The organism is Jidongwangia harbinensis (assembly GCF_020216025.1).
Classification (GTDB): domain Bacteria; phylum Actinomycetota; class Actinomycetes; order Mycobacteriales; family Micromonosporaceae; genus Actinoplanes; species Actinoplanes harbinensis.
On sequence record NZ_JAIWNC010000009.1, the window covers coordinates 22,562 to 42,782 of the forward strand.

Consider the following 20,221-nt stretch of genomic DNA (forward strand, 5'->3'; position numbering starts at 1 on the left):
TGGTTCGGTGTCCGTCGCGTCGGCAGCGCGCCGCGACCGGCGGAGACGGATCGCGGGTTGACCAGGCCACCTTGACGACGCGGTCCGGCTGGGCTTAACCTAACGACGTTAGAAAACCTAACGACGTTAGATCGGTGCGGCGTGACCAGCGCCGCGCCGGCCCAGGGCAGGGAGACTTACATGCGTACCCGTACCTTCGTTCCCGGCCTTGTTGCCGCAGCGGCTCTGATCGCCGGCGCCGTCGTGGTCGGACCCGCCGCCTCCTCCGCGGTACCGCCGGGGGAGCGGGCCGCGCAGGCCGGGCCGCAGCAGCTCGTGGATGCACAGAGGCACGAGAAGAAGGATCCGGTGCCGGCGATCGGGCGGCGCTGGGCCGCCGCGTGGATGACCACGGACACCCGTGACCTCGCCCGCCTGTACACCAAGGACGCGGTCTACACCGACCGGGCGCTCAACCTGGTGTTCCGTGGCCGTGCCGGGGTCGTGGAGTGGGAGACCGGATCCCATCAGCTCGTCGGGGACCTCGGATTCGAGGTGCGGAGGGGGTTCCGCGGGAGCGACGGGGTCGTGGTCGAGGGGGTGTTCACCGGCCACATCACCGGTGCGCCTCGCCCTTTCGCGGTCCCGGTCGTCACCGTGCTGCGGCTGCGCGGCAACCTGATCCGGTCGAGCGACGACTACTACAACCGGGGCGAGATCCTGAGCGACTCCGGCCTGCCCGCGGACTGGACCCCGACCGGTAACTGAAGCCCGCCCGCATCTCGGGGCGGGCCCGGCGTGCCTGGGGTCCGCCTCGATCCGGTCCGCGCGGCCTGACGAGGCAGCGCGGAGGCCGACGCCGCGCTGACCCTCCGGGCCTGTCCGGTGCGGACGACGACGGCGCACCGCCGTGCTTGTCGGGCGAGCTGGCGGAAGCCGGGCTCGCGCTTACGCACGTTCCGGTCGGGCGGCGGTCCGCCAGCCGCGGAGCAGCGTCTGCAGGGCCTGCTGGGCGAGCCGCCGGGCGCGGTCGTTGCCGACGGTGCCGAGATGGCCGAGCGACGCGATGCCGTACAGCGTGCCCCAGATGATCTCGCAGGCTTCGTCGAAGTCAGTCAGGACCACGTCGTGGGCGTCCGACCACGCGGTGAGAAGGTCCTTCAGGACGTCGATGGTGGGTGCTGCCGCGCGCTGGCGCTCGTCCGCGTCGACGGCGTCGCCGTTCATGATCTGGTACAGGTGCGGGTGGTCGCCGGCGAACCGGACGTACTCGGACGCGAGCAGCATCAGGCGCCGGTCGATGGCGGGCTCCGTGGCGGCCTGCTGAAGCTCGGCCGTCATCAGGCGGTGGCCGTGACCGACCAGCTCCAGCACGAGCGCGTCCTTGTTGGCGAAGTGCTGATAGACGACGGGTGCGGAGTATTCGACGTCGGTCGCGATGCGCCGGATCGTCAGCGCCGTGGTGCCCTCGTTCTCGAGGATGTGCAACGCGGCCTCGATGATCCGTTCGCGGGTGCTCGCGCGTTCGCGGGCCCGCCTGCCGCTGGTCGGCATCGTTGTCACCTCGCTTCCCAGCGTGTCCCCGGGCACGGGCCGTCGGCGGCGCCGTCACGGCGCCGCCATCTTAACAACGTTAGGAGACCGCGGCGGCCGGCCGGGCGTGATGCGGGTGTTCACCGGACGCCGCTCATCAGGCGGGTGATCGGCCGCCGGGCGAGCGCGAGCAGCACGCCGAGCACGATCGCCACGGCGCCGAGCACCCCGAAGTAGATGGCCTCGCGTTCGGCGCTGTAGAACCGGGCCAGGGTGCCGGACAGCGCGGTGCCGAGGGCCACGGATAGGAAGAACAGGGCCACCATCTGGGTGTGGAAGGCGCGGGGAGCGAGCTTGGTGGACAGCGACAGGCCGACGGGGGACAACAGCAGTTCGGCGATCGTGAAGACCAGCAGGATGCCGATCAGCGCGGTCAGCGGCGCCGTGTTCGGGCCGCCACCGGCGAGCGGCAGGAACAGCAGGAACGCGACGCCCATGATGGCCGTGCCGGCGGCGAACTTGACCGGGGTGGACGGCTGCCGGCTGCCGAGCCGGGTCCAGAGTGCGGCGAAGACGCCGGACAGCAGGATGATGAATACCGGGTTGATGGACTGCACCCAGGACACCGGCATCTCCCAGCCGAGGACGGTGCGGTCGAGCCGTTGGTCGGAGTAGATGGTCACTACCGTGAACTGCTGCTGGTACAACGACCAGAAGGCGGCACTGGCCAGGAACATCGGGATGAAGGCCAGCACCCGTCGTCGTTCCACCGTGGTGATCTGCCGGCTGGCGAGGATCACCACGAAGTAGCTGACCGCGGCGGCCGCGCTGAGCACGACCACGATCGTGGCCAGCCGGTCGGCCGGCAGCGCGCCGGTCAACGCCAGGAGCACGATCGCCGCCACCGCCGCGGCGGACCCGGCCGCGACGGCGGTCCGGCGTCGCGCCGGCAACGGATGGGGGACCTCGCGCGCCGACTCCGGAAGGCGGCGACGCCCGAGGGCGTACTGGGTCAGGCCGACGGCCATGCCCGCCGCCGCGAGGCCGAAGCCGTAGTGGAAACCGGCGTTCTTCTGCAGCAGCCCGGTGAGCAGCGGACCGGCCAGGGCGCCGATGTTGATGCCGAGGTAGAACAGGGAGAATCCGGCGTCGCGGCGCTCGTCGTGTTCGGTGTAGAGGGTGCCGACCAGCGAGGTGGCGTTCGCCTTGACGCCGCCGCTGCCGACCGCGATCAGGATCAGTCCGGCCGTCACGCCGGTCAGGCCGGGCAGCACGGCCAACGCGACGTGCCCGGACATGACCAGCACCGCGCTGAGGAACAGCACCCGTTCCGAGCCGAGCAGCCGGTCGGCCACCCAGGCGCCGAGGATGGTCGACAGGTACACGGCGCCGCCGTACGCGCCGACGATGCTGGTCGCGGTGCCCTCCGGCATCCCGAGGCCGCCGTCGGCGGCCGGGTAGTACAGGTAGATCAGCAGGATGCCCTGCATGCCGTAGAACGAGAACCGTTCCCACAGCTCCACTCCGAAGAGGTTCGCCAGTGGCCGGGGCTGACCGAAGAACGTCTTCGGGGAGTCCGTGGTGGCGTCAAGGGTCATGGCGGCTCCCGGCGGCTGGATGCACGGCGCTGTCCTGGCGGGGACTACCGCGGCATCCGCCGCTTCAAACGCGATGCCCGCAACGGGCACCCCGCGCGCCCGGCGGCGGTTGTCACGCAAACGTCACATGCCCGCCCGGTGGCCGCCATCTCCGTCCACCATGGTGTTTCTCGGGTGCTGCTGAGCCGGCCGGTCCTGCCGGGTGCGGCACCGCCCGGACGTGCCAGGACCAGAGGCTCCGACGACCACGGTGAGGACGAGACATGACAGCCGTTGCGGTTGCGGTGGGTACCGGTGTCCAACTGATCTGCGACGGATGCGGCGACCTCGCCGTGGCGAACGGGTGTGGCCTGCACGACGCGGACGCGGACGTGGTCTACGTCGCCGTGGCGGAGGTCGGCTGGACCGGATCGGCGTTCGCCCGGGGCCCGCACCGGTGCTCGGGTTGTTCGTCCCGGATCCCGGTCGCCCGCCGGTCCGCGGAGCGGGTCACCGGGGACGCCCCGCCGACCGGCCGGGTCTCCCGGCATTCCCTGTCGTCGGTGTCCCTGGTGCGCGTCGCCGGCGACGTCGACACCGAGGTGGTCGCCGAGCTGCGGACGGCGCTGGAGACCGCGCTGGCGGAGCATCCCCGGATCATCATGGACCTGACCGGCGCCGCGACGATCGACTCGGTCGGGCTGGGCACCGTGGTGCGGGCCCGCCAGGCGGCGCGCCGGCGCGGCGGCGACCTGCTGCTGGCGGCGCCGTCACGGTTCGTTCAGACGGTTCTGCACACCATGCGCCTGGACGGGGCGTTCCCGACCTTCGACACCGTGCCGCAGGCCATGTCCGCCGCGCGCGCGGTGGCGCCGGTTGCCGCGGCGGATCGGCGGTAGCGCGACGCTGCCCGCCTGCCGGGACGGCTGCCGGGGCGCTGCCCGCCTGCCGGGACGGCTGCCGGGGCGCTGACCGCCTGCCGGGACGGCTGCCGGGGCGCTGACCGCCCGCCGGGACGGCTGCCGGGGCGCTGACCGCGCCCGTCGCAGGCCGGAGTCGCGCGGCGGACCCACGATCGACCTGGCGGCCTCCCGCGTGGCCGGTCAGTCCGTCGATGCGCCGGGCGGCGCGGTCTCCGGCTGCTCGATGAACCGGTGCCCCTCGGCTTGCTCGATGAACCGGTGCCCCTCGGCGAGCAGCGCTCGGTGCTCGTCGGCGGTGAGGTTCTGGTGGTGCCGCCAGAACGTGTCGAAGCGGTCGGCGAGGGCGTCGCCGTAGACCTGGCCGGCGGCGGCGTCGCGAACGCTGAGATCGCCCCGGAGGACGCCGGCGGCCATCTCGCGCAGGACCGGGTCGGGTCCGCAGGCGAGCGCGGTGAGCAGGCGGTGGACGGCGCGGGCCCGGTAGGTGTCACCGCCGGCCAGGTCGAGGAGGTCGGGGTTCACGGCGCGGCTACCGAGGCGAGGGGGTGCTGGTATCCGGCGCCGCCGGGCGGGGCCGGCAGTGTGATCGTGTCGAGGTCGCCGAGCGCTGAGCCGATCTTCGAGCGGAACGCGAGGACGGCGGCGCTGGCGAACTGATAGAGCTCGGTGGTCTGGCCCCACATCCGCAGGATGGTGGCGACCTCGATGGCCGCGACACCGTAGCCGGCGACCGCTCCGACGCCGGTCCAGGAGGTGGCGGTTCCGCCGGCGGCGGCGATCCCCGCGATGATCGCCGCATCGGTCATGCCTTTGAGGAGCCCGCCGATGGCTTCGCCGGCCGACCAGACCGCGTCGGCCATCGCATGATATTCCTCGGCCATCTGCCGCAACGGGTCCTGCATCGCGCCGAGACCGGCGGCGAGGTCGGTGAAGTAGTCGTAGGCGGCGTCACCGGCGTTGCCGCGCCACGACGGGGGTCGTGGCGCCGGACTGCACGTTGAGGGCCAGGTCGTGCAGGGCGGCGCCGGTGCCGGTCAGGACGGGGGACATGGTGGCTACGGCCGCCCAGTCGCCGGCGAAGCGTTCCTGGACCCAGCCGATCGGGTCGAAGCCGAGGACGATGTCGAAGCCCTTCATGGCCCACGAGGTGGGGCTGAGGTAGTCCATGAACCCGAGCGCGTTGGACGGGTTCTCCGGTTCCGGCGGCGCGGTCAGCCGGTCGGTCACCTCCCGTACGTCGGAGAAGGGGACCGGCTTGCAGACGATCGAGGTGAACTCGTACTCCAGCGGCGTCGGGCACTGCCCCGGCGCGGGCGGCAGGGAGCGGTCGACGGTCGCCGCGGCCTGGCGGTCGGTCGCCAGGTAGTAGCCGGCGGCGGCGACCTCGGGTGCCGATGCGCGGAGGATCGTGTCCACCCGCCCCAGAGCGGCGGCGATGGCGGCGAGGGCCTGGTGGTGGCCGGCCGACGCGATCTGGATCAGCTCACCGCCGGTCACCTGCCTGGCGTGGCCGTCGACGTAGCGCTTGACGGCGGCCACGTCGCCGGTCGCCCGGACGAGTTGCCGCGCATACCCGTGCAGGGCGGCCGGTTCCACCGTGAGGGTCATCAGCCGCCCCTAGCGGACTACGATCAGCGCGACGACGCCGATGACCGTGGCGAGCACCGCGGCCGCCAGCAGCTGCAGCCCCAGCCGCGGGCGAGCGCCCGTGGTGCCGAAATAGCCGGCACCCAGGACGGCCGACAGCAGCAGGATCAGGCACGGCCAGAGGCGCGCGCCCTCGGCGTCGCCGAGCAGGGCGTCCGAGCCGACGAACAGGCCGAAGATGACGACCGCGGCCGCGACGCTGTGCCGCAGATTGCGGTACGCCTCGGTCTGCAGCCGGTAGATCGACAGCTGGGTGTCGCGTTCCACCTGCTGACGTTCCCCGGCCGGCATCCGCTCTGCCGCAGCCCTGCCCCGCCGCCGTTGCCTCGCCATAGGCAGCACCGTAGCAACAACCGACATCGCTGATCGTCCATCCGTGACCGCCGATGACGACGCCACCCTCGCCCGCCTGCTGAACCGTCACGTGGCGGACCTCCTCACCTGGCTGGACGACTACCCGGAGGACCAGGTCGACCGGAGCGCCGTGGCGTCCTTCCGGCTCGGCGCCTGCGGGGCGTCGCTGAGGTCCGTCGCCGGCCGTCTCGTGGACCTCATGTGGTGGCTGGACACCTGCTCGGACGAGGAGGTCGACGACGGGGCGGTCGGGCACCTCCAGGAGAGTGCCGCGGCCTACCTCCTGGGCCTGCCCGACCGGCAGCGCCGGCGGCTGCTCGAGACCCTGGACGACCGCGCCGCCACCGAGCAGCACGACGGCCGCCGGTACGAGCTGCGGTTCTTCCCGTTCGCGACAGGTCTGCTCGACACCGCACCGCACCGGCCGCGCCGAAGCCGCCCGTCCGCCGCTGGGTCGGCCCGGCGGACCGAACGTCCGGTCCGGACGCCGGCTGATCAGCCGCCGCGCCCGGCTAGCTCGTACGGGACCGGGCCGGCCAGCTCGTGCGGGACCCGGCCGGTACGCCGGCCCGGCCGGCGACGCGCAGCGCCCACCAGATCAGCGGGGCCTGCAGCGGGAGCCGGGCGTAGGCCGCGGTCCGGTACGCCGGCGGCCGGTGGCGCGAGTCCCGGGCCATCTTCACGTTCGCCGGGAAGACGGCGGCGAACAGGCCGGCGGCGGCGAGCGCGCCCGCGCGACGCGCCTTCGGATGCGCGACGGCCGCGGCCACCGCGAGTTCGGTGGCACCGCTCAGGTACGTCCACATCCGGGGCCTACCGGGCAACGCACGCGGGATGATCGTGTCGTAGACCCGCGGCGCCGCGAAGTGCGCACCCCCGGCCGCGGCGAGCAGTAGCGCGAGACCGTAGGCACTCCGGGGCTGGGACACGTGGTCCAGCATGCCACCGTCCGGCACCGGCAACGCCGGGGCCGGTCGTTGCGCGGCTGCCGGCCTTCCCGGCCGCCCACCATGAGCCGGCTCGGCCGCGCGGACGTCATGACCGCGTCGCGGTGACCGTGGTCCTCCCGGTGCTGCCGTGCTGGCCGCTTGCCAGGTCCGATGCAAGGCCCGCGAGCAGGGTAGGCACGGTCAGCCACGGAACCGGAGGAGGATCCATGACCGCTCAATTCCCGCCTGAGGTCAACAGAATGCAGGACGACTGGGCATTCGGCAGCCGCTGCTACGCACCGTGGTGGAACGGCAGGCCGGACAACGGCAAGTGCCCCGCTTCCACGTCCTCGGACGGAGGGCGGGCATCGCGGCCCCAGGATCCCAATCCGCACGGCATGTCGGCGTAGGCGTCGACAACCGTTGCAGAACAGCAGTGCGTATCCGCGCCCGAACCCCGCCGACCCAGCAGCGGAAACCCTGAGCTGGGCCGACATGGTGTCCCTGTACATGGACGAGGCGGAGGGTCCGCGGACGGGATCCCGGGCCGGCGCACCGGGCCGGGGTCCGGCGGGATGAGCACCGGTGCGTCCGCCGGGGTGTTCACCGCTGCCACGCCCACGCCGCATCGGCCGCGAACTCGGCGAACGTGACCGGGGCGCGGCCGGTCACGGTGGCCACGTCGTCGTTGAGGATTCCGAACGCGCCGCTGGTGAGGGCGTCCACGTACGTCTCGCTGACCGGGCCGGCGAACTCCGGCGGCATGCCGCTGTCGAGGAGAACCGCGCGGACGTCGGCGGGCCCGGACTCGACATGGGTGATCGGTCGGCCGGCGGCCGCGGAGATGAGCGGAACGATCTCCGCCATGGTGAGCGCCTCGGGGCCGACCACGGCGTAACCCCGGCCCTCGTGGCCGTCCTCGGTGAGCGCGGCGGCCGCGACCGCCGCGATGTCCTCGGCGGACACCCAGGAGACGACGCCGTCGCCGGCCGGCATGGCGATCCGGTCGTGCTCGCGGATGCCCGCCGCCAGCCGGAACCGATGCCGTTCCGAGAAGTTCTGCATGAACGCGCCGGGCCGCACCATGGTGCTCGGAATCCCGGCCGACTCGACCGCGAGTTCGACGCGGCGCAGCGGGTTGTCCGGCGGTGCCTGGTCCATGCCCAGCGCCGACAGCAACACGACCCGGCGGACGCCGTCGTCGGCCGCGCCGTCGAGCAGCGCGCTCACCTGTGCCGCGGGATCACCGGACACGCCGGGGTCACCGTAGACGAGGTAGATCGCGGTCATCCCCTTGCGGGCGGCCTGGTACGTGGCCGGGTCCGCCCAGTCGAAGCGGACCGGTTCGACGCCGGGGTAGGTGGGGCCCGGCACGCGGGTCGCGGCCCGCACCGCGGCGCCGCGCCGGACGAGCCGGGGAAGGAGGCGGCGCCCGGTCTTGCCGGTGGCGCCGGTCACGAGGATGGAGTCGGTCACCTGAGCCTCCGCTGGTCGGCCTGTGGACACCTCGACCATAGGAACGGCCCGGCGGCGTGAGCCATGACAGTTCGCCGCCGCCGGATATCCGATCGGCTCACTCGCCTCCCGGCGCGACCGGCGACCGAGATCCTAGGGCGGGTCGCCGACGGCGGCCCGGTAGCGTCCCGGCGCGTGGCCGACGGTGCGCTTGAACGCGCGCGCGAACGCGAACTCGGAGTCGTAGCCGACCCGGCGGGCGATCTCCCGCAACGGGGTGCGCTCCTGGCGCAGCAGCCGTGCCGCGACCGTCATGCGCCACGCGGTGACGTAGGCCATGGGCGCCTGGCCGGTCAACATCGTGAAGCGACGGCTGAACGTGGCCCGGGAGACGCCGACGGCGCGGGCCAGCGCCGGCACGCTCCACGGGCGTCCCGGCTCGCCGTGGATCAGCGCCAGCGCGCCCCCGACGACCGGGTCGTGCAGCGCCCGCACCCAGCCGCCGGCCGAGCTGCTCCGCTCGGCGAGCCAGGCACGCAGGACGTAGACGAAGAGCAGTTCCACGAGGGGCGAGACGACCGCGGTGGCACCGGGACCGGCCCGGTCGACCTCGCGGGACAGCAGATCGACCGCGGCGCCGAGGCCGGTGTGGCCTGCACCCGCCGCGCTGACGTGCACCACGGGCGGCAGGAGCGCGGTGAGCGGGTGGCGGGAGCCCGCATCGAGCGGGTAGCCGCCGCACAGCAACCCGGTGACCGGGCCGGGGCCGTCGATGACCACCTCGGTCGGCGGCACGTCCCCGAGCGGTCCGCCGACCAGATCGGAGAACGGCCGCACCGGTGATCCCGGGGAGTCGACCAGAACGTGGGCGAGGCCCGAGGGCACCAGCACGACGTCGCCCCGGGTGAGGTGGATCGGGTCGTCGCCCTCCGGGACCAACCAGCACGTGCCCGCGGTGACCACGTGGAAGCTGGCCAGGTGTGCCCTCGGCACGGAGACGCCCCACGGTGCACGGAACCGGCTGCGGCTGTAGACGGCGGTGCTCCGCCGGGTCGCCGCCACGATGTCGGCGACGAGATCGGCCACCAGGTCACCGGAGCGGGTCGCCGGCCGGGCGGCGGCGAGCAGGACCATGAGAGGCACGGTACGCCGCCGCGCGGATCGAGGGGTTCCGCGCGGCGCACCGGGCTCGTCCCGAGGACCGTCGCCGCGGGTGGGCATGTCACAACCCGGAGCGTCGCGTCGTCCCACTCTGAGACGGCCGGCCCACCGGACACGGGAGAACCCACAGTGGACGACGCGATCACCGCCGCCGAGTTCGAGCGGCACCGAGCGCACCTCACCGGTGTCGCCTACCGGATGCTCGGCACGCTCGCCGACGCGGAGGACGCGGTGCAGGAGACGTACCTCCGGTTCGCGCGGACCGATCTCGATGACCTGCGCGACGCGCGGGGATGGCTCACCACCGTGATCGCCCGGGTGTGCCTCGACGAGCTGGGCTCGGCCCGGGCGCGGCGCGAGAGCTACATCGGTCCCTGGCTGCCCGAACCCCTCGTCGGCGCCGGGCAGCCGGCCGCCGCCGCGCTGGGGCCGGAGGACCGGGTGACCCTGGACGAGTCGGTGAGCATGGCCATGCTCGTGCTGCTGGAGTCGCTCAGCCCCGCCGAACGGACCGCGTTCGTGCTGCGTGAGGTCCTGGACCTGTCCTACGGCGAGGTCGCGGCGATCGTGGGCCGCGCCGAGGCGGCCTGCCGGCAGCTCGTCGCCCGTGCGCGGGCCCATGTCCGCGAGCGCGCACCGCGCTTCACCCCCGACCGCCGGCAGCATGCGGACGCCGTCCAGGCGTTCCTCGCCGCCAGCATGGACGGCAGGGTGGACGAGCTGGTGCGCGCGCTCGACCCCCGGGTGGTTCTGCGCTCCGACGGTGGCGGCCGGGTCCCCGGGGTCGCCCGGCGCCCGGTCGCCGGATCGAGCCGGGTCGCGCGGCTGCTGCTCACCCTGGCGGCCCGGCACGACGGCACGGCCCGCCTGTGCCCGGTCAACGGCTGGACCGGGATCGTCTTCGAACGGGACGGCGCGATCGTGGGCGTGATGGGCCTCGCCGTTGCCGGTGGACTCATCACCCAGATCGACTTCGTCGTCAACCCGGACAAGCTGCGCCGCGTCGTCCCAAGCCACTGAGACGGGAGTACGCCATGTCGAGCCTCGCCTACACCCGCCGGGGGACCGGTGAACCGTTGGTGTTGTTGCACGGTATCGGATCGGCCCGCCAGGCCTGGGATCCGGTCGTCCCCGCGCTGGCGCAACGGTACGACGTCATCGCGGTGGACCTGCCGGGCTTCGGCGAATCGCCACCGCTGCCCGCCCAGGTCGAGCCGGCGCCGGCCGAGATCGCCGGCGGCGTCGCCCGCCTGCTGGACGAGCTGGGACTGACCGCGCCGCACGTCGCCGGCAACTCCCTCGGCGGATGGGTCGCTCTCGAACTCGCCGCCATCCACCCGCTCGCCTCGCTCACCCTGCTGTCACCCGCCGGCCTGTGGGGACGTCGCACCCCCCGGTACGTTCGGGTCAGCCTCCGGGTGACGAGGTGGATGGCCCGGCACGCCACCGGAGCGCTGTGCCGACTCATGCGCTACCGCCTCGCCCGCATCGCCGTTCTCGGCCAGACCCACGGGCAGCCGGCCCGGATCGACCCCGCCCACGCCCGCACCGCCATCCGGGCCATGGCGGCCGGGCCGGGCTTCGAGGCGACCTACCGGGCCACCGTGCGGCGAGGCTATCGGGCCGTGCGCCCGGTGCGGGTGCCGGTGACGGTGGCCTTCGGCTCCCGCGACCGCCTGCTGCTCGAACGCCAGGCGCGCCGGCGCGACCAGCTGCCGGCCGGTGCGGTCCTGACCACCGTGCCGGGCTGGGGTCACACGCCCATGGCGGACGACCCCGAGACGGTCGCCGCGTTCATCGCGACGGCTGCCCGGACGCGACCACGTCCGCGGACCGGGCAACGCCGCCCGGACCCGGACGGTTCCCGGCCCGGGGCGGGGTGAACGCCCCGAGGCGCCGATCCGGCCGCGCCCCTCCGCCGGGTGCGGTGGCGGATCAGCAGCCCACCACGCACGGGTAGTGCATCCAGGCGCGCAGGTCGCCGCGGGGGTCGAAGAGGAAGCCGCCGTCGCCGATCGCCCGGGTGTCGAACGTCGGGTTGGCGAACAGCGGCACCGAGCTGCCCCAGTACTTGTGGGTGGCGGTGGCGGTGCCCTTGCCCACGTGGACGTACACCGAGCCGCGCGCCGGGACGACGGTGCCGGCCGGGAACGTGTACCGGCGCAGCCCGGAGTCGCGGACCCACCAGCCGCCGATCGCGACCGGTGCCGCGGCCGGGTTGGACACCCGCATCCACTCGCCGTTCACGTTCTGGTGCTCGTCGCCGGGCGGGTCGTAGTTGACCTGCATGCCGAGTCGCACCGACTGGTACGGCCCCGAGCCGCAGGCGTCCGTGTCGTACAGGCGCCGGCCCTCGCGGGCGGCCTGCTGGGCGGCGAGCCGGTACGCCGGGTTCCACGCCCACTCCGCCGGTACCGGCAGCCACAGCGCGTACCCGTTGCGGATCAGGTCCAGGCCGATGTCCCGCCACACGCCGTTGATCTTCACGGCGACGGACCGGAGCGGCCGGCCCCGGCTGGTGCTGGAGGCGTGCTGCGCGGTCATCCGCACCACCCCGCCGCCGGCCTTGACGAGCTGCTCCACCCGGGCGGTCGCGGCGAGCGCGTGACACTCGCCGCGCCGCTTCGACGGCGTCGGGTGGTACACGGTCTGTTCCATGGCCTGGACGCCGATCAGCCGGATCGACTTCGGGGTGCTGGTGCCGTCGCCGTACACGTCGATCAGCGGGGTGTCGCCGTCCGGGACCCACGAGACCTTGCCGGTCCAGACCAGGCAGGCCGGGCTGCCGGCGCCGGGACGGCAGGCGGTCGCCGCCGCGGCCGGGGCGGCCGCGACCGTGAGGACGGCGGCCGCGGCGGACAGCACGGCAACGACACGTCGCAGCATGAAGGCTCCTTAACCGGTGGTGGCCCCTGACCTATCGGCCGGTGCACCGGTGGCCTTACCTGAGCCCTTCTCCCAAAAAACACCGCAACGCCTTCCCGGACGCCCGGTCAGCCCGGCCGGCGGGCCAGCCACACCGTGCGGGTGGCCCGGACGGTGAGATCGTCGCGGTCGGCGATGCCGGCCGTCACGGCGTCGAGGGCGGCGAGATCGCCGGCGCCGAGCCGGTCGTCCAGGCGTTCCCGCATCCGGTGCAGGGTGACGTGCGCGTAGCGGCCGGCGGCGGGCGGCAGCGGCGGTTGCAGGGCGATGTCGAAGCGCTGTTCCGCCTCGACGGTGAGGCCGGCCGCGGTCAGGCGGGCGCTCCAGTCCTCGTGCATGTGCAGCCCGGCCTCGGCGCGCAGCTCGGCCATGACGGCGTGGCAGCGTTCCTCCAGGGCGGCGCCGGCCGGGTCGGGCAGGAACCGGGGGAACGAGTCCAGCTCGGTGACCACGACCAGCCCGCCGGGGCGGAGCGTGGCGCGGGCCTGTGCGAGCGCGTCGCCGGGGTCGACCATGTGGTGCAGCGACGCGGACGCCCAGATCAGGTCCGCCGGGCCGAGGTCGGGCCAGGGCTGGTCCAGGTCGGCCTGGACGGTCCGGATCCGGTCGGCGACGCCGGCGTCGCCGGCCCGGTGCCGAAGGTGCTCCAGCATCTGCTCGGACACGTCCACGGCCACCACCTCGGCGTCCGGCAGCTGCCGGATCAGTGCCAGGGTGCCGGTCCCGGTGCCCGCGCCCAGGTCGACGATGCGCGGCCGGGCCGGGGTCAGCGAGCCGACCCAGGAGAGCACGTCACGGTGGTATTCCTGGAGGACCTCGGCGTCGAGGTCGAGCATTTCGGCGAGGTGAGAATGCGACATGGCCCGACCGTACCCGTGTCTTGCGTCTAAGGCATAGCATCTTGCGTATGAAGCAAGACGGTGAAGTGGAGGCGCTCGTCCGGCAGCGCATCCGGGGACTGCGGGTGGCCCGCGGCTGGTCGCTGGACGACCTGGCGGCGCGCAGCTACCTCAGCCCCTCCACGCTGAGCCGGATCGAGACCGGGCACCGGCGGATCGCGCTGGACCAGTTGACCCCGATCGCCCGGGCGCTGGGCACCACGCTGGATCAGCTGGTCGAGTCCGGCGGCGACGACGACGTGGTGATCCGGCCGCACCGCGACGAGGCCCGCGGCACCACCACGTGGCTGCTGTCCCGCGAGCACTCCCCGAGCGGCGTGACCGTCGCCAAGATGCGGATCACCCGGCCGGTCCCCGCCGACCTGCGGGTGCACCCGGGCCGGGACTGGTTCACCGTGCTGTCCGGCGCGATCGTGCTGCGGCTCGGCGAGCGGACCATCCTGGTGCAGACCGGCGAGGCGGCGGAGTTCTCGACGATGGTGCCGCACGCGTTCGGCGCGCACGACGGGCCGGCGGAGGTGCTGTGCATCCTGGACCACGACGGGGAACGCACCCACCTGGGACCGCCCGGACCGCCGGCCGGGTGATCCGTCAGGTGAGGGCCAGCAGGCGCAGCAGCAGCCGCGCCGCGTCGCCGCCCTGCTCCATTGCCACCTCGACCGCCCGCGGCACGTCCAGGTCGGCCAGCAGCGCCGCCAGCACCGCCTCCGGGCCGGTGCCGCCACCGCCCGGGCGCCCGGCAGCGCCGTAGAGCCGGGCCAGCCGGCCGGCGGCCGCGTCCAGCGCGGCCGGCTGGTAGTCCCAGTCGTCGGCCCAGGGCCGGTCCAGCAGCAGCAGGCGCACCGCGGCGGGGGAGTGGTCGCGCAGCAGGTCGGCCACCAGCGTCAGGTTCCCGGTGCTCTTCGCCATCTTCGCGCCGTCCCGCCGGACCGTGCCGACGTGCAGCGTGGCGCGGGCGAACGGGGACACCGACGTCACCGCCTGCACCATCGCCACCTGGTAGGCGTGATGCGGAAAGCGCAGGTCCGCACCGCCGGCCAGGACGTCGACCGCGGGACCGAGCACGGCCAGTGCCATCGCGGCGCACTCGGCGTGCCAGCCGGGGCGGCCCGGCCCCCACGGACTCGGCCAGGCCGGCTCGTCGCCGGTGGACGGCCGCCACACCGGCACGTCGAACGGATCCTCGCGCCGCGGGTCGCCCGGGTCGTCGCCGTACTCGGTGGCCCGGGCGAGCGCCTCGTCCGCGGTCAGCCCGGCGGCGGCCGGCACCCCGGCACCGCGGAAGTAGACGTGGCCGTCACGCAGGTACCCGCGGTCCGCCGCCAGCAACGCCGCGGCCAGCTGCTGCACCCCGGTCACGTGGTGCCGGGCCCGCGGCTCATGCGCCGGCCGGGACACCTGCAGCGCGGTCATATCCTTGTCGAACAGGTACTCCTGGTACAGCGCGAACGCGCCCAGCTCCCGCCCACGGGCACCGGCCGCCGCGGTCAGCACGTCGTCGATGTCGGTCACGTTGCGGCAGCCCACCACGTCCACCCCGGCGGCCCGCAGCACCGCGGCGAGCGTGTCGGCCCAGACGAACGTGGCGGCGTGCCCCAGGTGGGTCACGTCGTACGGGGTGATCCCACAGGTGTAGATCCGGGCCCGGCCGACCGTCGGCAACGGCCGGCCGGCCAACCGCAGTTCGGCGGCGCGGACCGGCCGCCGCGACCCGACGATGTCCCGGCCGGCGCCGTCCGGCGCGTGTGCACCCATCCCACCATGATGCCCCGGGCGGGGCCGCGGCGCGCCGGTCAGGCCGGCTCCGGGGGCACCGCGCGCCGGTGCCGGACCAGCCACACCCCGAACCCGGCGGCGAACACCGCCAGCCCGGCCAGCACCGACTCCAGCGGCAGCGTCGCGGCCAGCAGCAGGCACCCGGCCAGCCCGGCGACCGGCACCGGCCGCCACGGCGCGCCCTCGTCGCGGCGCAGCGTGCACGCCGACGCGTTGGCGATCGCGTAATACACCAGGACGCCGAACGACGAGAAACCGATCGCCCCGCGCAGGTCGGCGACCAGCACCAGGGCCGCCACCGCCACACCCACCGCGGCCTCGGCCCGGTGCGGCACCCGCCGGGCGCCGACCGCGTCCAGCGCCCCGGGCAGATGCCGGTCGCGGGCCATCGCGAACACCGTGCGCGACACGCCCAGGATCAGCGCGAGCAGCGAGCCGAGCGCCGCCACCGCGGCACCGGCGCGCACCACCGGCGCCAGCCATCCGGCGCCCGCCGCGGTGACCGCCTCGGCCAGCGGTGCGGTCGCCTCCGCCAGCCGGTCCGGGCCGAGCACCGCCAGCAGCGCGAACGCGACCGCGGCGTACAGCAGCAGGGTGATGCCGAGCGCGATCGGCACGGCCCGCGGGATGGTGCGGGCCGGGTCGCGGACCTCCTCGCCGAGCGTGGCGATGCGCGCGTACCCGGCGAACGCGAAGAACAGCAGGCCGGCGCCCTGCAGGACGTCCCACACCGAGACCGGGCCGCCGGTGCCCAGACCGGGCAGGCCGGCGCCGCCGCGGACGCCGGTCACCACCACCGCGAGCAGGACCAGCAGCACGAAGCCGACCAGGTACCGGGCCACCACGGCGGACCGCTGCACCCCGGCCAGGTTCAGCCCGGTCAGCACCGCCACGGCGGCGACCGCGACCGCCCGCTCGTACCCGGGCGCCAGGTACGCCCCGAACGTCAGCGCCATGGCGGCGCAGGAGGCGGTCTTGCCGACCACGAAACCCCAGCCGGCCAGGAAGCCCCACAGGTCGCCGAGGCGCCGCCGGCCGTACACGTAGGTGCCGCCGGAGGCCGGATAGCGGGCGGCCAGCCGGGCCGAGGAGACCGCGTTGCAATAGGCCACCATGCCGGCCAGCGCCAACGCGACCGGCAGCCAGCCCGCGGCCGCGGCGGCGGCCGGCGCGAACGCCGCGAAGACGCCGGCGCCGATCATCGCGCTGAGGCCGACGACCACGGCGTCCGTCGTGGTCAGCCGTCGGTCCAGGGCGGGGGTACGGGGCTCCGTCGGCACCTCGCCGAGGCTAACGGGGGCATTGCACCGGCCGGATGGCGCCCCCGTTCTCCCCGCACCGCACCCGACCGGCGCGTCAACGGGTAGACGCGGGACCGCGCCGTTTCGCTGCAGCGGTGGACTGTCGGGTAGGCGACAGTAGGACATGCAGCAGAATCGATGGCGTCCGGCGTCTGCCTGCCGAGGGGGGTGGGGTGATGAGGGCCGAGGCGGACGGTGCCGACGAGTTCGCGCGCACCCGGTTGGACTCGCTGCGCCGGTTCGCGTACCTCATCTGCGGCAGCGCGGCCGAGGCCGACGACCTGGCCCAGGTCGCCGTGGTCGAGGTCTGGCGCCGCTGGGAGGCGGTGCAGGTCGACCCGGAGGCGTACGCCCGGCGGGTCATCGTCACCCGCAACGTGAGCCGGTGGCGGCGCTGGCGGCGGGAGATCCCGTCCGACGTGGCCGACCGCAACGGCGACGACCCGGCCCGCGGCCGGGTCACCGACCCGGTGCTGTGGGAGGCGCTGCACGCGCTGCGCAAGCCGGAACGGACCGTGGTGGTGCTGCACGTGCTGTACCGGTACACGTTCGACGAGATCGCCGCCATGTCCGGCGAACCACGCGGCACGGTGTCCAGCCGGTACACCCGTGCGCTGCGCGCTCTCCGGGAGTCGCTGACCGCGCTCGCGGACTCCGAATCCGATCCCGGCTGGCTCGTGAGGCTGGCGCTATGACCGACGACGACATCATCGCCCGGCGGCTCGCCGTCACCCTGGCGCAGGCCGGGCACGCGCTGCCCGAGGCACCCGCGGACGCGGTCGGTGCGGCCCGGCAGCGGCTCATCCGGCGGCGGCGCCGCACCCGGCTGGCCACCGCCGCCACGCTCGTCGTGGTCGCGGTCGCCACCGCGCTCACCGCGGCCGGCCCGTACCTCGCGCCCCGGCCGGACCCGCCGGCGCAGCAGAGCGCCGGCGACGAGATCCTCCGGGTGTGGGCGCTGAGCACCGCCCGGCACAACGGCGGCCTGATCAAGTGCATCGACCGGTTCAACAACGGGTCCGACACCCAGGTGGAACTGTCCACGTTCGGCAGTGACGCGTACCAGATGGTGATGTCCGGGCCGGCGCTGCCCGACCCGGCCCCGGACGTGTTCGAGAACTGGGGCGGCACCGAGTTCGCCAGGGCGGTGGACGGCGGGCGGGTCGCCGACCTGACCGGCGCGGCGGCCGGCCGGTCCGACCTCTTCCTGCCCGACGTGCTGGACGGGGCGAAGGTCGGCGGACGGCTGTACGGCCTGCCGATGACCGGCGTCCAGCCGATCATGCTCTTCTACCACAAGGGACTGTTCGCCGACGCCGGCCTGAACCCGCCCCGGACGTTCGCCGAACTGCTCACCGCGGTGGACGCCTTCAAGGCCCGCGACGTCACGCCGATCGCGCTGGCCGGCGGCGCCCGGTGGCCCGCGCTGATGTACCTGATGTACCTCACCGACCGCCTCGGCGGACCCGGCGTCTTCGCCGACATCCGGGCCGGCCGTCCCGGCGCCTGGCAGCATCCCGCGGTACGCGAGGCGGCCGGGCTGACCCAGCAGCTGGTCCGGCGGGGTGCCTTCGGCCCGGACGCGAACGCCCTCGAGTACGACTCCGGCAGCACCTCCCGGATGCTGCACGACGGGCGGGCCGCCATGCAGCTGATGGGCAGCTGGGAGTACGGCATCCAACTCGCCGACGATCCCGCCTTCGCCACCATCGACCTCGGCTACGTGCCGTTCCCGGCGGTGGCCGGCGGCGCCGGGAACCCGGCCGACGTGGTGGGTGTGCCGGCCAACTACTTCTCCGTCGACGCGGACAGCCCGCACCGCGACGACGCGGTGGACTTCGTGGTCGACACCCTGACCTCCGACCAGTTCATCGACGGCCTGCTCGCGGCCGGTGAGGTCCCGGCGGTCCGCGACCTCGAATCCCGGCTGGCCGGGCAACCGCACGCCACGTTCGCCCGGTTCACCCACCGGCTCGCCACCGCCGCGCCGGCCTTCACGCTGGCCTGGGACCAGGCGTTGTCGTACCCGGTCGCCGCGGTCCTGCTGGAGCGGACGCGCGAACTCATCCAGCTCGAGATCACCCCGGAGCAGTTCGTGGCCGCCATGGCCGCGGCCGCCTGACCATCCCGCACCGATCACCGGAGGTTCCCTTGTCGATGCCGCGCGCCCCGATCGCGGTCGCCGCCGCCGTCCTGCTCGGCCTCACCCTGTCCGGGCCGGCCCACGCGGCCCCGCCGCACGGCACACCCGCGGAGGAGCGCGCCGCCGCGCCACCGGCCGACTGCACCGCGCGGATCGGCTACTCCCGCAACGCGCCGGAGACCGGGTACGCCGTGCCGGACGCCCGGCTCGGCCGGGTCTGCGTCCCGTTCACCTGGATCGAACCCGCGCCCGACGGCTACCGGGGCGACTACCGGGTGCGGGAGTTCTCGTTCGCCGCGGCACAGCGCGCCCTGGACGAGTGCCGCGCCGCGCCGCCGTGCGGTCCACTGTCCGAGGTGGCCGGCTATCAGCCCGGTCAGTTCCGCAACACCGGCACGGTCGACCCCACCGGCGCGGTGGACCCGTTCGCCGCCCGGCTCGACCTGACCGGTATCCGCCGGCCGGCCTACTTCGGCCGCGCGCCGTACCGGGAGGGCATCGCCGCCGCGGAACGGCGGGCGCACACGGTCGAGTTCACCGTCCCGGCCGAACCGTACGAGGTGCACAACCGCGGCACCGACACGCCGGTCCGGTTGCGCGGCTGGTACCTGCGCGGCGACGGGGTCCGCGACCGGGCCGGCCGCCCGGCCCGCGCGCTCGCCGTCCTGCTGGGCGGGCGCACCATCGAGACCACCGCCGTGCAGGACCCGGCGGACCCGCTGTACACCCGCGACGACGACGGCACCTTCGTGGGTGTGCCGTACCCGTCCCGGGGTACCGAGAAGTGGGGCGCCCGGCAGTGGCGTGAGTACCTGCTCGGCCTGCACCGCGCCGGGTTCGACGTGCTCACCGTCGACAAGCGCGGGCACGGCGTCTCCGGCGGGCTGAGCGCCGACAACACGCTGCAGCAGGGCCTGGACATGCTGCGGATGGTGGACGCGCTGGCCGACGGCGACGGCGTGCGGGCGCTCGGCCCGGACGGCACCACCCGGACCGGCCGGGACGCGGTGCGCCAGCTCCTCGGCGACGGTGACCTGGCCCGGACCATGCCGATCCTGCTCGGCGGTGCGAGCCAGGGCGCGTACGCCACCCAGTGGGCGATGGACGCGAACCTGCACCGCTGGTGCGCCGTGGACACTCCCGGCCGCCCCTGCCACGCGCCCTGGGGCCACCGCAACATCCGCGGCGCGATGATGCTCTCCACGCTCTGGGGCCTGCCCTTCGAGGACCCCGGCAACCTGGTCTACGTGGCGGCGCACGCCGAGGTGAACCACCTCGTCTACCTGCCCACCTCGGAACCGCTGGCCGGCATCGCCGACTGGCCGGCCACGTTCATCGGCCGCGGCGTCTGGGACGAGTACCAGGGACCGCTGGCGTCGTTCAGCGCCTACCAGCGGGCCGGCGGCCGGGCGGAGCTGGCCCTGGTCCGGGGACCCCATTCGGAGAACGAGCACGGGCCGGCGAACGTGGCGTACATGCGGGAGCGGATGGTCGGGTTCGCGGTCCGCGCGGTGACCGGCGGGCCGGTGGGCGGGGCGCGGTACGCCACGCTGCGGGACGCGATCGCGGCCAGCCCGCCGATCTCGGAGCCGTCGACCGTGCCGGCGCCGGTGGGCTGA

Annotated in this window: 21 protein-coding genes; 8 read left to right on the forward strand and 13 right to left on the reverse strand. The window is 74.3% G+C overall.

Annotation, left to right across the window (positions count from 1 at the left end; all coding sequences use genetic code 11):
* Positions 1–180 precede the first annotated feature (180 nt).
* Positions 181–747, forward strand: a complete 567-nt coding sequence (locus LDL48_RS13755) for a nuclear transport factor 2 family protein (RefSeq protein WP_225255481.1) — start codon at positions 181–183, stop codon at positions 745–747.
* A gap of 180 nt (positions 748–927) precedes the next feature.
* Here the strand turns inward: LDL48_RS13755 and LDL48_RS13760 are convergent, their stop codons facing one another.
* Both LDL48_RS13760 and LDL48_RS13765 read right to left on the reverse strand, forming a co-directional pair.
* Positions 928–1,533 carry a TetR/AcrR family transcriptional regulator gene (locus LDL48_RS13760; protein ID WP_225255482.1) on the reverse strand — a complete coding sequence of 202 codons (606 nt, stop codon included), beginning with the start codon at positions 1,531–1,533 and terminating at the stop codon, positions 928–930.
* 119 nt (positions 1,534–1,652) lie between these two features.
* Complete coding sequence (locus LDL48_RS13765) at positions 1,653–3,110, reverse strand: peptide MFS transporter (protein ID WP_225255483.1); 1,458 nt, start codon at positions 3,108–3,110, stop codon at positions 1,653–1,655.
* 263 nt (positions 3,111–3,373) lie between these two features.
* On the opposite strand from LDL48_RS13765, the gene LDL48_RS13770 reads away from it, so the two are divergent.
* On the forward strand, positions 3,374–3,988 hold the full coding sequence (locus LDL48_RS13770) for an STAS domain-containing protein (RefSeq protein WP_225255484.1): 615 nt from the start codon (positions 3,374–3,376) through the stop codon (positions 3,986–3,988).
* A gap of 204 nt (positions 3,989–4,192) precedes the next feature.
* Here the strand turns inward: LDL48_RS13770 and LDL48_RS13775 are convergent, their stop codons facing one another.
* From LDL48_RS13775 to LDL48_RS13805, 7 genes are all read right to left on the reverse strand, one after another.
* A complete protein-coding gene (locus LDL48_RS13775) occupies positions 4,193–4,534 on the reverse strand; it encodes a hypothetical protein (protein WP_225255485.1) in 342 nt (113 codons plus the stop codon).
* Positions 4,531–4,914 carry a hypothetical protein gene (locus tag LDL48_RS13780; protein WP_225255486.1) on the reverse strand — a complete coding sequence of 128 codons (384 nt, stop codon included), beginning with the start codon at positions 4,912–4,914 and terminating at the stop codon, positions 4,531–4,533. Before LDL48_RS13780 ends, LDL48_RS13775 begins: the two co-directional genes overlap by 4 nt.
* A gap of 46 nt (positions 4,915–4,960) precedes the next feature.
* Positions 4,961–5,620 (reverse strand): hypothetical protein, encoded by a 660-nt coding sequence (locus LDL48_RS13785; RefSeq protein ID WP_225255487.1) that lies wholly within the window; start codon positions 5,618–5,620, stop codon positions 4,961–4,963.
* Between the two features lie 9 nt (positions 5,621–5,629).
* Complete coding sequence (locus LDL48_RS13790) at positions 5,630–5,992, reverse strand: hypothetical protein (protein WP_225255488.1); 363 nt, start codon at positions 5,990–5,992, stop codon at positions 5,630–5,632.
* Between the two features lie 533 nt (positions 5,993–6,525).
* Positions 6,526–6,942: a DoxX family protein gene (locus LDL48_RS13795; RefSeq protein WP_225255489.1), complete on the reverse strand. Its 417-nt coding sequence runs from the start codon at positions 6,940–6,942 to the stop codon at positions 6,526–6,528.
* A 603-nt stretch (positions 6,943–7,545) separates the two neighbouring features.
* Positions 7,546–8,418 (reverse strand): NmrA family NAD(P)-binding protein, encoded by an 873-nt coding sequence (locus tag LDL48_RS13800; protein ID WP_225255490.1) that lies wholly within the window; start codon positions 8,416–8,418, stop codon positions 7,546–7,548.
* Positions 8,419–8,550: 132 nt separating this feature from the next.
* Positions 8,551–9,531, reverse strand: coding sequence for an AraC family transcriptional regulator (locus tag LDL48_RS13805; protein ID WP_225255491.1), 981 nt, complete (start codon positions 9,529–9,531; stop codon positions 8,551–8,553).
* A 156-nt stretch (positions 9,532–9,687) separates the two neighbouring features.
* Here LDL48_RS13805 and sigJ point away from each other — a divergent pair, with 156 nt between their 5' ends.
* Together sigJ and LDL48_RS13815 are read left to right on the forward strand one after the other, a co-directional pair.
* Positions 9,688–10,578 (forward strand): RNA polymerase sigma factor SigJ, encoded by an 891-nt coding sequence (gene sigJ / locus LDL48_RS13810; protein WP_225255492.1) that lies wholly within the window; start codon positions 9,688–9,690, stop codon positions 10,576–10,578.
* Between the two features lie 14 nt (positions 10,579–10,592).
* On the forward strand, positions 10,593–11,441 hold the full coding sequence (locus LDL48_RS13815; RefSeq protein ID WP_225255493.1) for an alpha/beta fold hydrolase: 849 nt from the start codon (positions 10,593–10,595) through the stop codon (positions 11,439–11,441).
* A gap of 52 nt (positions 11,442–11,493) precedes the next feature.
* On the opposite strand, the gene LDL48_RS13820 is transcribed toward LDL48_RS13815, so the two are convergent.
* Positions 11,494–12,444: a lamin tail domain-containing protein gene (locus LDL48_RS13820; protein WP_225255494.1), complete on the reverse strand. Its 951-nt coding sequence runs from the start codon at positions 12,442–12,444 to the stop codon at positions 11,494–11,496.
* Between the two features lie 107 nt (positions 12,445–12,551).
* Complete coding sequence (locus LDL48_RS13825; RefSeq protein WP_225255495.1) at positions 12,552–13,343, reverse strand: class I SAM-dependent methyltransferase; 792 nt, start codon at positions 13,341–13,343, stop codon at positions 12,552–12,554.
* Between the two features lie 47 nt (positions 13,344–13,390).
* Between LDL48_RS13825 and LDL48_RS13830 the strand changes: the two genes are divergently transcribed.
* Positions 13,391–13,969, forward strand: a complete 579-nt coding sequence (locus LDL48_RS13830; protein WP_225255496.1) for a helix-turn-helix domain-containing protein — start codon at positions 13,391–13,393, stop codon at positions 13,967–13,969.
* 4 nt (positions 13,970–13,973) lie between these two features.
* On the opposite strand, the gene LDL48_RS13835 is transcribed toward LDL48_RS13830, so the two are convergent.
* Positions 13,974–15,137: a cysteine--1-D-myo-inosityl 2-amino-2-deoxy-alpha-D-glucopyranoside ligase gene (locus LDL48_RS13835; RefSeq protein ID WP_225255497.1), complete on the reverse strand. Its 1,164-nt coding sequence runs from the start codon at positions 15,135–15,137 to the stop codon at positions 13,974–13,976.
* 38 nt (positions 15,138–15,175) lie between these two features.
* Entirely contained in the window at positions 15,176–16,438 is a 1,263-nt protein-coding gene (locus tag LDL48_RS13840; protein ID WP_308016459.1) for an APC family permease, read from the reverse strand.
* A gap of 197 nt (positions 16,439–16,635) precedes the next feature.
* Here LDL48_RS13840 and LDL48_RS13845 point away from each other — a divergent pair, with 197 nt between their 5' ends.
* The 3 genes from LDL48_RS13845 to LDL48_RS13855 are packed head-to-tail and all read left to right on the forward strand — an operon-like array spanning position 16,636 to position 20,221.
* The gene (locus tag LDL48_RS13845; protein WP_225255498.1) at positions 16,636–17,154 is read left to right on the forward strand and encodes a sigma-70 family RNA polymerase sigma factor; all 519 of its coding nucleotides are present in this window, start codon (positions 16,636–16,638) and stop codon (positions 17,152–17,154) included.
* Positions 17,151–18,581 carry an extracellular solute-binding protein gene (locus LDL48_RS13850; RefSeq protein WP_225255499.1) on the forward strand — a complete coding sequence of 477 codons (1,431 nt, stop codon included), beginning with the start codon at positions 17,151–17,153 and terminating at the stop codon, positions 18,579–18,581. The genes LDL48_RS13845 and LDL48_RS13850 overlap by 4 nt, the downstream gene beginning before the upstream one ends.
* A 35-nt stretch (positions 18,582–18,616) precedes the next feature.
* Positions 18,617–20,221: an alpha/beta hydrolase family protein gene (locus tag LDL48_RS13855; RefSeq protein WP_225255500.1), complete on the forward strand. Its 1,605-nt coding sequence runs from the start codon at positions 18,617–18,619 to the stop codon at positions 20,219–20,221.

What these genes read in the sequence shown, in the direction of transcription:
- LDL48_RS13765 (WP_225255483.1), bottom strand. Translation starts at nt 3,110, where the DNA reads ATGACCCTTGACGCCACCACGGACTCCCCGAAGACGTTCTTCGGTCAG.
- LDL48_RS13855 (WP_225255500.1), top strand. Translation starts at nt 18,617, where the DNA reads ATGCCGCGCGCCCCGATCGCGGTCGCCGCCGCCGTCCTGCTCGGCCTC.
- LDL48_RS13820 (WP_225255494.1), bottom strand. Translation starts at nt 12,444, where the DNA reads ATGCTGCGACGTGTCGTTGCCGTGCTGTCCGCCGCGGCCGCCGTCCTC.
- LDL48_RS13790 (WP_225255488.1), bottom strand. Translation starts at nt 5,992, where the DNA reads ATGGCGAGGCAACGGCGGCGGGGCAGGGCTGCGGCAGAGCGGATGCCG.
- LDL48_RS13815 (WP_225255493.1), top strand. Translation starts at nt 10,593, where the DNA reads ATGTCGAGCCTCGCCTACACCCGCCGGGGGACCGGTGAACCGTTGGTG.
- LDL48_RS13785 (WP_225255487.1), bottom strand. Translation starts at nt 5,620, where the DNA reads ATGACCCTCACGGTGGAACCGGCCGCCCTGCACGGGTATGCGCGGCAA.
- LDL48_RS13835 (WP_225255497.1), bottom strand. Translation starts at nt 15,137, where the DNA reads ATGGGTGCACACGCGCCGGACGGCGCCGGCCGGGACATCGTCGGGTCG.
- LDL48_RS13755 (WP_225255481.1), top strand. Translation starts at nt 181, where the DNA reads ATGCGTACCCGTACCTTCGTTCCCGGCCTTGTTGCCGCAGCGGCTCTG.
- LDL48_RS13825 (WP_225255495.1), bottom strand. Translation starts at nt 13,343, where the DNA reads ATGTCGCATTCTCACCTCGCCGAAATGCTCGACCTCGACGCCGAGGTC.
- LDL48_RS13760 (WP_225255482.1), bottom strand. Translation starts at nt 1,533, where the DNA reads ATGCCGACCAGCGGCAGGCGGGCCCGCGAACGCGCGAGCACCCGCGAA.
- LDL48_RS13845 (WP_225255498.1), top strand. Translation starts at nt 16,636, where the DNA reads ATGAGGGCCGAGGCGGACGGTGCCGACGAGTTCGCGCGCACCCGGTTG.
- LDL48_RS13805 (WP_225255491.1), bottom strand. Translation starts at nt 9,531, where the DNA reads ATGGTCCTGCTCGCCGCCGCCCGGCCGGCGACCCGCTCCGGTGACCTG.
- LDL48_RS13780 (WP_225255486.1), bottom strand. Translation starts at nt 4,914, where the DNA reads ATGCAGGACCCGTTGCGGCAGATGGCCGAGGAATATCATGCGATGGCC.
- LDL48_RS13770 (WP_225255484.1), top strand. Translation starts at nt 3,374, where the DNA reads ATGACAGCCGTTGCGGTTGCGGTGGGTACCGGTGTCCAACTGATCTGC.
- LDL48_RS13830 (WP_225255496.1), top strand. Translation starts at nt 13,391, where the DNA reads ATGAAGCAAGACGGTGAAGTGGAGGCGCTCGTCCGGCAGCGCATCCGG.
- LDL48_RS13850 (WP_225255499.1), top strand. Translation starts at nt 17,151, where the DNA reads ATGACCGACGACGACATCATCGCCCGGCGGCTCGCCGTCACCCTGGCG.